The organism is Caldisericum sp. (assembly GCF_049967455.1).
In the GTDB taxonomy this organism is placed as follows: Bacteria; Caldisericota; Caldisericia; order Caldisericales; family Caldisericaceae; genus Caldisericum; species Caldisericum exile_A.
The window spans coordinates 1-8,712 of the sequence record NZ_JBMFSR010000039.1 but is presented as its reverse complement, the minus strand read 5'-3'; the positions used below and the strand labels follow the sequence as shown (position 1 = coordinate 8,712).

Sequence of the window (8,712 nt, the reverse complement as noted above, 5' to 3'; positions counted from 1 at the left end):
CGTGGCTACGCCACTTCGGAATGACAACCATTTTGAGGGGGCAACAAATCGCCCCCTCAACACCACCAAATAATAATTTTGTCTTAGGGGGTAAGTTAGAAAGGGGTGTAGACCCATTCTAATATTGGAGATTTTATCTATTAAAGAACATCAATACATCAATGCCATCAATTTTGAGGTTTGAATCAAGATCGCACTGAGGTAAAAAATCCTCATTCATATAAGTCTTTCCAAATGATTTTTTGAGTATCTCAAAGTCTTTATCATCAATTGCTTTGTCAAAATTAAAATCCCTCATATCAAAACCGGAGAGTATAACCGAATAATGATTCTCAAACATATTTCCTTTTACCACAATATCTCCTTGAACTTTACCTCTTATAACACCCTTAATTACAAGCGCATTTGAGAAATTAGACCTTACGATATTAAAAAACCAGTCAAAAATGGGCGAATTTTTTGAATCTTCGTAATAAACATTCTTTATAAAAAGACCTTTTGGTAGGATAACAAAATAAGGCTCACTATCCTTTACTGTTATTTTAAATTCATTAGTTGTCGTATTAAAATCGAAATCAAAAAATAAATCTTTCTTTGCGTGATTTTCAGTAATTTCTTCTTTAACTCTCACATAGTTTAAAGTTATCAAAGGTAAACCGTAAATATTAAAATCATATATGTTAAGAAGTCCACTTTCAACAGGATCTTCTAAATCTGCATAGAGCAAATTGGCATAAAAGTATTTGAAGGCATCATAAAGAGCATTTCCTATGTTTTCACCTTGGGAGAGATTCTTTACAAAGTAATACATAATGCTTGAAGAACCGCCGTCTTCTGGCCTATAGAAGTATGAAGGTGAATATGATACCTCTCTTGACCCAATGAAGGCAGTTGAACCGTTTTTAAGAAATGCATACCCAAGATTATCATACCCTTGGAGATTAAGACAACTCAAGGAAAACACAATGGAATTTGTCGAAAAATTATCCGATGTCGACACAAAAGGCGTAAATACAAATTCGCTATTTTCTGGGATCCCATTTTTATTTTTATCAAGCCAAATTTCGCTATAGGCTGCACTTTGTGAGCCGTGTGCATCCCAAAGAATAAGCGTTGCTTCCTTTGAAGCACTGATAAAGTTTTCCTTATTTAAAGCTCCATTGCAATTGTAAATTGATGGAAAATCACCACCCTTTTCGTAAAAAGTTATCGAATCTGGAAAGAAATCATTTTTTATAAGTTCCATAAGGCGTGCTCCATCACCTGAAAGTATTTTGCCCCCATCATAGGTTTCGTTAGGAAAGGATATAAAAGACGAAGCAAGCAAAACCTTAGGCCTTTTTTCCATAAATGCATTTAGATTATCGAAATACTTCTTGAAATCCTCTTTATTTTCAAATGGTAGCCTTGAAACAATGAATCTAAATTTTAAACCACTCTTCAATATATCGTCGTAAAACTCACCAAATTTCCCGTCATTATCAAAGTCAAGATTTTCAATCGAATAAAAAATATCAGATTTAACAGTTTTTGGAGAAAACTTACCTCCCTCACTTATTGTTAAAGTGCCTGCTTCTAAATCTTTCTCTCTTAAAGCGATAAGAAGATACCCAGAATTAAAATGAGAAAAAAGATATGCCCTTACTCTTATTGGGTCATTAGAACCAATGTCTTCAATTGGTATGTAAAAATATTTATACTGTGGATATAATTTTTCGATTGGTTTCAAGTCTGTAACGAACTCTCTTTTTGTTAAAATTATGAAATTTTCTTCTTTAAAATTATCGAAATTGCCCTTAAATAAAGTCGTTTTTGCAGATAAATTTGAGTTTAAAGTAGTACTAAAAAGTATAATGAAAACAACAAAAAGTTTTTTAAATTTGTGACTTATGCAAATTCTCCCCACTTTTTAAGATCTCTTAGCATTGAAGAATAACTTCTTGGATAACGCCAAGGAGTGTGCCACTCCTTTCTAATTGAAACTATATAGCGCTCTATTGAATCATTTAACTTATAAGGAAATATTTTTTCAATCGAGCCGCCTAACTCTTCGATAAAAATTTTGAATATATCAATTTTTTCAATATCTTTAGCTCCTTTGTATAAGAGTAAATGCCCGCCTAACTTGACAAAAGGAAGCCCAACCTCAAGATTTATTGGGATTTTACCAAATTCACGTTCGCACACCACGTCGAAACTCTCTCTTAAGTTATCCCTTGCAAGTTCCTCTGCACGTGCATTATATACCTTTGCATCAGTAAATGTTAGACGTTCAAGAAGAATTTCAAGAAAAGTTGCCTTTTTCTTTTGCGACTCTATAAGAGAAAGTGCAATTTCCCTTTTAATTATCTTTACAGGGACCCCTGGGAATCCCGCTCCGCTTCCAACATCAAGAAGACTTGAAAAATTATCCACAACCTTTAAGACCATAAGAGAATCCACAAAATGCTTGTAAATAATACCATCTTCATCTCTTATTGCGGTAAGATTCATATGGGCATTCCAATCAAAAAGAAGATTCTTATATACTTCAAAATATGCCAAAGAAGATTCATCGAAGGGAAGGGAGGCCGATAGCAAAGCCTCCCTCAGTTTATCGGTAAATTCGCTCATTTAAGCCTAAATTTAACCTCTCCTTTATCCATATAGGCAACAATTTCTCCCTTTTCTATATCCTCTCTAAGGATAAATTCTGCAAGCGGATTTTCAATGTATTTTTGAATTGCACGCCTTAAAGGACGCGCACCATAAACAGGATCATATCCTTTGTTTATAATGAACGTCTTCACATCCTCTTCAAATTCCACAAGAATTCCCTTTTCTTTGAGTTTCTCGTTTGTCTTTGAAAGCAGTAAATCAACAATTGCCCTAAGTTCTCTAATTGTAAGAGGATTAAAGACCACTATTTCATCAATCCTGTTGAGGAACTCTGGACGGAATATATGCCTCATCTCCTCATAAACTCTTTCAACAACTCTTTCGTACTGTTCTTTGTATTCTGCTGTGCCAGGAATTGCATTAATTTCAGAAATATACTTACTTCCAATGTTTGAAGTCATAATAATTATAGTATTTTTGAAATCAACAGTCCTTCCTTTTGAATCGGTAAGTCTTCCGTCATCAAGTACCTGAAGAAGTATATTAAATACATCGGGATGTGCCTTTTCTATCTCATCAAGAAGAATAACAGAATAAGGTTGCCTCCTTACTGCCTCGGTTAGTTGTCCTCCTTCTTCATAACCAACATAACCTGGAGGGGCACCAATAAGTCTTGATACAGAAAACTTCTCCATATACTCAGACATATCAATTCTAATAAGTGCTTTTTCGGTGTCAAAAAGTGCTTCAGCAAGAGCCTTTGCAAGTTCAGTCTTTCCAACACCAGTTGGTCCAAGGAAGATAAATGAACCAATAGGTCTATTTGGATCTGATAACCCTGCCCTTGCTCTCCTTATTGCATTTGATACTGCTTCAACTGCCTGATCTTGTCCTACGACACGCTTCTTTAAAGTCTCTTCAAGATTTAGGAGTTTTTCCTTTTCGGTCTTTAGCATTCTTGAAACAGGTATGCCCGTCCATTTAGATACAACTTGTGCAACCTCTTCTTCACCAACTTCTTCTTTAAGAAGTGGGTTATCTCCCTGTACTTGCTTTAACTCTTCATACTTTGCCTCAAGTTGCTTATTTAGTGTAGGTATATCTCCGTAGAGAATTTTTGCTGCCGTATCCAAGTCACCTTGACTCTGTGCAAGATTTGCCTTTGTCTTAAGATCCTCTATTTGGGCTTTTATTTTTCGTATCTCTTCAATTATTGATTTCTCTTTTTTCCACTTCAAGGTAAGCGAGTCAACAGATTCTTTAAGGTTTGCAATCTCTTTTTCAATTTCTTGAAGTCTTGCTTTTGATTCTTCATCTGTTTCTTTTTCAAGGGCTCTCTTTTCCATCTCGAGAAGTTTTAACTTTCTTGTTAGTTCATCAAGTTCAACAGGCATACTATCTATCTGCATTCTCAAAAGTGAGGCTGCTTCATCAATAAGATCAATTGCTTTATCTGGAAGGAATCTATCTGTTATATATCTATGAGAAAGTTTTGCTGCTGCAACAAGAGCAGAATCCTTAATTCTAACTCCGTGATGGACTTCGTATCGCTCTTTAAGTCCTCTTAAGATTGCGATGGTCTCTTCAACTGACGGTTCTTTCACAAGAACAGGTTGGAATCTTCTCTGCAAAGCTGCATCCTTTTCGATATACTTTCTGTATTCGTCAATTGTTGTTGCACCAATTGTTCGTATCTCACCTCTTGCAAGTGCTGGTTTTAACATATTTGAGGCATCCATACCTCCTTCACCTGTTGCACCAGCACCCACGATTGTATGGATTTCATCAATAAAAAGTATAATTTGTCCTTCGGATTTTTTAAGTTCATCCAGGACTGCCTTTAATCTATCTTCAAATTCGCCTCTAAACTTTGTTCCTGCAATGAGAGCACCCATATCAAGTTGGAAGATTGTTTTGTCTTTAAGAGTCTCTGGCACATCGCCCGAAACGATTCTCTGTGCAATACCTTCTACAATTGCAGTTTTTCCAACACCTGCTTCACCTATGAGAATTGGGTTGTTTTTAGTTCTTCTTGAAAGAATTTGAATTGTTCTTCTTATCTCCTCATCTCTCCCAATTACTGGGTCAAGTTTACCTTCCTTTGCAAGTTTAACAAGGTCTCTTCCATATTTTTCGAGTACCTTTACCTTTTCTTCTGGAGTTCTATCTTCCACTTTTTTACCTCCTCTAATGCTTTGAATTGCATTTAAAACATTCTGTCTATTTATACCATACTTTGCGTATACTTGGCCAATTTCATAATCAGTTAATGATGCCAAAAACAAGTGTTCAGTTGAGATAAATTCATCTTGAAGAGCCTTTGCTTCAGATTCTGCCCTCACAAAAAGTGAATTTAATCTATTTGTTATATAGAACTGAGATTCTTGTGTAACATGTGATTTTGGAAATCGTTCAATCCTTGAATATAACTCTTTTAAAATATCGTTTTTGGGGGCACCGATACTTTCAAGAATCATCGGAACAAATCCATCTTTTTGGTTAATAAGTGCAACAAGCACGTGTTCAACATCAACTGCTTCATTACCGTAATTTACTGCAATGTTTTTTGCCTCAAGTAATGCCTCCTGTACTTTTTCCGTAAACTTATTTTGATCCACTCAACATCACCTCCTTAATCACTATAAGATGGTATTTTATTTCCGAGATTTTTAAACTCACTATACTACACTTTAAATTATACTCTTTATCTTGAAACTTTACACCTTCGATAAAAACTTCAGAGTTATGAGAATTTTCAAGACAATTAGCAACTTGTTTCAGACCTTCTATTTCTTCCAATTTTTTTGCATAAATTTTTCTTAAGTCAATATTGAAAATATCTACAAATGCTTCATTTACACGAAGAACTTTGAATTCATCATCAACTATCATCTGTGGAAGTGGCGATTTATCAAATACAAGTCTAAACATAATATCCCTTGCCTTTAGATCGGAAATTACCTTAAGACGCTTTTCTTCAATCTCTTTAGAGTAGAACATAAAGTTATTTGTGCCCACGGCTTTTGCATTATACATTGCTATGTCCCCTTTTCTTAAAAGCTCTTCCAGGGTTGTTCCATCATCTGGATAAACTGCAATACCTACATTAATTCCAACATCAATACTAAGCCCATCGATTTCAAAAGGTTCTGAAAATGCGTTAACAACCTTTAGTGCAATGGAAACAATATCCTCAATCTGTTTAACTTCATCAAATACTATTACAAACTCATCTCCACCAAAACGAACAACAGAATCAGTCTTTCGAACACTTTTTACAAGTTTATCTGCAACAAATTTGATAACCTTATCTCCAATTTCATGCCCGTAGGTGTCGTTTATATCTTTAAACCTATTAATATCAATAAAGAAAAGAGCAACCTTAGAGCCCGATCTATCTGCCCTGGCTTTTTCAATATTAAACCTATCCTCAAGAAGATATCTATTTGGAAGAGAAGTTAGGATATCATGAGTTGCTTGGTAGTAAAGAGCCTGTCGAATCTTTTTTATATCTCTTATATCTTCATAAACACCTATTATGCCAATAGTATCGCCTGAAATTTTAAACGGTGCACCAGATACAAGAACAGGAATCTTCTTCCCATATTTATTGAGTCGCTCTCTTTCAACTCTTACATATCCAGTTTTTTTTGCAATTCCATCAAGATTAGATCCGTCTTGAATTTCATCCTTTGGAACAATAAGTTCGTTGAGATTTTTTCCGATAATTTCCTCTCTTTTAAATCCAAAGAGTCTTTCAAATTGAGGGTTTGCATCGAGGATTTTAGAATCATTATCAAGCAAAACTGTTGCAACGGGCAAATTGTAATTTGTTTCCCTAAATATCGTTATAATGTCCCGTTCTATTAGTCGAAAAATAATAGAAAATGGTTTATAAGAATATTCAGAAATTTCAAGAACATACTCTTTTTCTCCAAATTTTATTGGGAATGTTATTTGCCTTCCTAAAACAGCATATGCTTTTAAGGCACGCAATAAAAAATCATTTTGTAAGACAAGATCCTTTAGAGTTTCGCACCTTTTTAATGAAAGGGTTTTAAAAAAATTCTTTTCTTCTTTTAACACACCATTAAGAAAACCCCTCAAGGTCTTAACTTTTCGCTTAAATACAAACACCGCAAAAGAACTAATATCCACGCTGTTCTCCTTTGTAAAGTTTTTCTAATTTCATTATAAGAGATTTTGCATTTCAATAAAAACGAATATAATCATAAAATTTCTATGTAAGGAGGTTAAGCATGGTAGAATCAAAATTCATTTATTTTAAAGGAGAATTTGTAGAGTGGGACAAGGCTAAGATTCACATCCTTTCGCATGTTATACAATATGGCTCTGGGGTTTTTGAAGGTATTAGAGCATACGAGACAAAAATGGGTACTGCAATTTTCAGAGCGTACGACCACTATAAAAGACTAAAAGAATCAATGAAAATGTATCGAATGGAAACAAGCGAAAGCATTGAGGATTATATAAACATCACTAAAGAACTTCTCATTAAAAATGGATTAAAAAGTGCATATATAAGACCTGTTGTTTATAGGGGACTTGGTCCAATTTCACCAAATCCATTACATGCACCTATTGAAACAGCAATTGCAGCTTTCGAAATGCCAAATCTCTTTAACGAGAAGGTAGAAAAAGGAATAAATGTATGCGTTTCTTCATATAGAAGATTTGCACCGGATACAATACCTGCAGTTGCTAAGGCAACGGGAAATTACCTCAATTCACAACTTGCAATGATGGAAGCAGAATTAAATGGTTTTGATGAAGCAATAATGCTTGACGTATATGGATATATTTCGGAGGGACCAGGTGAGAATATATTCCTTGTGAAAGATGGAGCACTTTATACACCATCTCTTACAAACTCAATTTTAAAAGGTATAACGAGAGATTCAATTATTAAAATTGCAGGACTTTTAAATATCCCTGTGTTTGAACAAAACCTCCCAAGAGAGATGCTCTATGCAGCAGATGAAATTTTCTTCTGTGGAACTGCTGCAGAAATAACACCAATAGTTTCGGTAGATAAAATTCCTGTCGGTAATGGGCAGGTTGGTAAGATAACAAAAATGCTCATAGAAAAATTTAGAGAAATAGTTTACGAGGGAAAAGATACATTTGGATGGCTTGAATTTGTAGAGGCTAAAGGTTGGTAAGATAGGTCTGAGAAGGATTATGCTTTAAGGTTTCCTAAAAAATTTTTTAAAAATGTATTGACTTAAATATTCCTTTTGTGGTATAATTCTTGCGTATTTTTAAAAAAATCTATGGGAGGTAGTAGATGCAAACTATTGCATTGTCAAGGTTTGAAAGGAAAATTTTAAGCCTGAGTGTGTTAGGTAAAGTTGCATTAATGCTAACTTTTGTGGTTTTAACATCTCTTTCTTCTCAATTAAAAATCTTCCTTCCATTTTCACCTGTTCCAATAACAATGCAAACATTTGCTGTAATTCTTTCGGGAATTGTGTTAAAGGAAGAAGGGGCAATTTCACAAATACTTTATCTTATATTCGGCCTTCTTGGGATTGGAATATTTGCAAAAGGAAGTGGAATAAGCTATGTTTACTCAGGAACTTTTGGGTACATCGTTGGGTTTATACTTGCTTCATACCTTGCAGGTTTCTTCACAAGAAAGTATTCTAATTCTAAAATGCTTTTTTGGGGACTTGCTCTTGCAGATCTTTCGATCTATGTGCCAGGGCTTTTGTGGCTTTATGTTATTTTATCAAGAGGTGGAAGCGTAAGCTTTTGGTACATCCTTTCTATTGGTTTCTTCCCATTTATGGTTGGCGACATCATCAAGATTCTTGCATCTTTCGGTTTTGCAAAGGCAATAAAAAGAATATAAGAAACCACTTTGAGAAAAAAATAAATTTTACTCAACACTCCCATAAATAATGATTTTTGCTTTGGAAGTAAATCAAGGGGCGCGTTCCTTTTATTTGTCACCCTGAGGAGTAAGCGACCTCTGAGCTCCAATTTAATGGAGGAGGTAAATTTACTCTCCAACTCCACCCATACGACGGAGATTCCTCAGGCTAAAGCCTTCGGAATGACAACCATTTTGAGGGGGCAACAAATCGCCCC

6 protein-coding genes are annotated in these 8,712 nt (G+C 34.8%); 2 read left to right on the top strand and 4 right to left on the bottom strand.

Annotation, left to right across the window (positions count from 1 at the left end):
* Positions 1-133: 133 nt before the first annotated feature.
* From ACP5SP_RS06730 to ACP5SP_RS06715, 4 genes are read right to left on the bottom strand one after another with little or no spacing between them, the layout of a single operon-like run.
* The gene (locus ACP5SP_RS06730; protein WP_424587120.1) at positions 134-1,906 is read right to left on the bottom strand and encodes a C25 family cysteine peptidase; all 1,773 of its coding nucleotides are present in this window, start codon (positions 1,904-1,906) and stop codon (positions 134-136) included.
* Positions 1,888-2,613 (bottom strand): 16S rRNA (guanine(527)-N(7))-methyltransferase RsmG, encoded by a 726-nt coding sequence (gene rsmG / locus ACP5SP_RS06725; protein ID WP_424587121.1) that lies wholly within the window; start codon positions 2,611-2,613, stop codon positions 1,888-1,890. The genes ACP5SP_RS06730 and rsmG overlap by 19 nt, the downstream gene beginning before the upstream one ends.
* Positions 2,610-5,216, bottom strand: coding sequence for an ATP-dependent chaperone ClpB (gene clpB / locus ACP5SP_RS06720; protein ID WP_416085313.1), 2,607 nt, complete (start codon positions 5,214-5,216; stop codon positions 2,610-2,612). The genes rsmG and clpB overlap by 4 nt, the downstream gene beginning before the upstream one ends.
* Positions 5,203-6,756, bottom strand: a complete 1,554-nt coding sequence (locus tag ACP5SP_RS06715) for a diguanylate cyclase domain-containing protein (RefSeq protein ID WP_428076307.1) — start codon at positions 6,754-6,756, stop codon at positions 5,203-5,205. Before ACP5SP_RS06715 ends, clpB begins: the two co-directional genes overlap by 14 nt.
* A 101-nt stretch (positions 6,757-6,857) precedes the next feature.
* On the opposite strand from ACP5SP_RS06715, the gene ACP5SP_RS06710 reads away from it, so the two are divergent.
* A complete protein-coding gene (locus tag ACP5SP_RS06710) occupies positions 6,858-7,781 on the top strand; it encodes a branched-chain amino acid transaminase (RefSeq protein ID WP_424587172.1) in 924 nt (307 codons plus the stop codon).
* A gap of 125 nt (positions 7,782-7,906) precedes the next feature.
* On the top strand, positions 7,907-8,473 hold the full coding sequence (locus ACP5SP_RS06705) for a biotin transporter BioY (RefSeq protein WP_428076306.1): 567 nt from the start codon (positions 7,907-7,909) through the stop codon (positions 8,471-8,473).
* Positions 8,474-8,712: the final 239 nt, after the last annotated feature.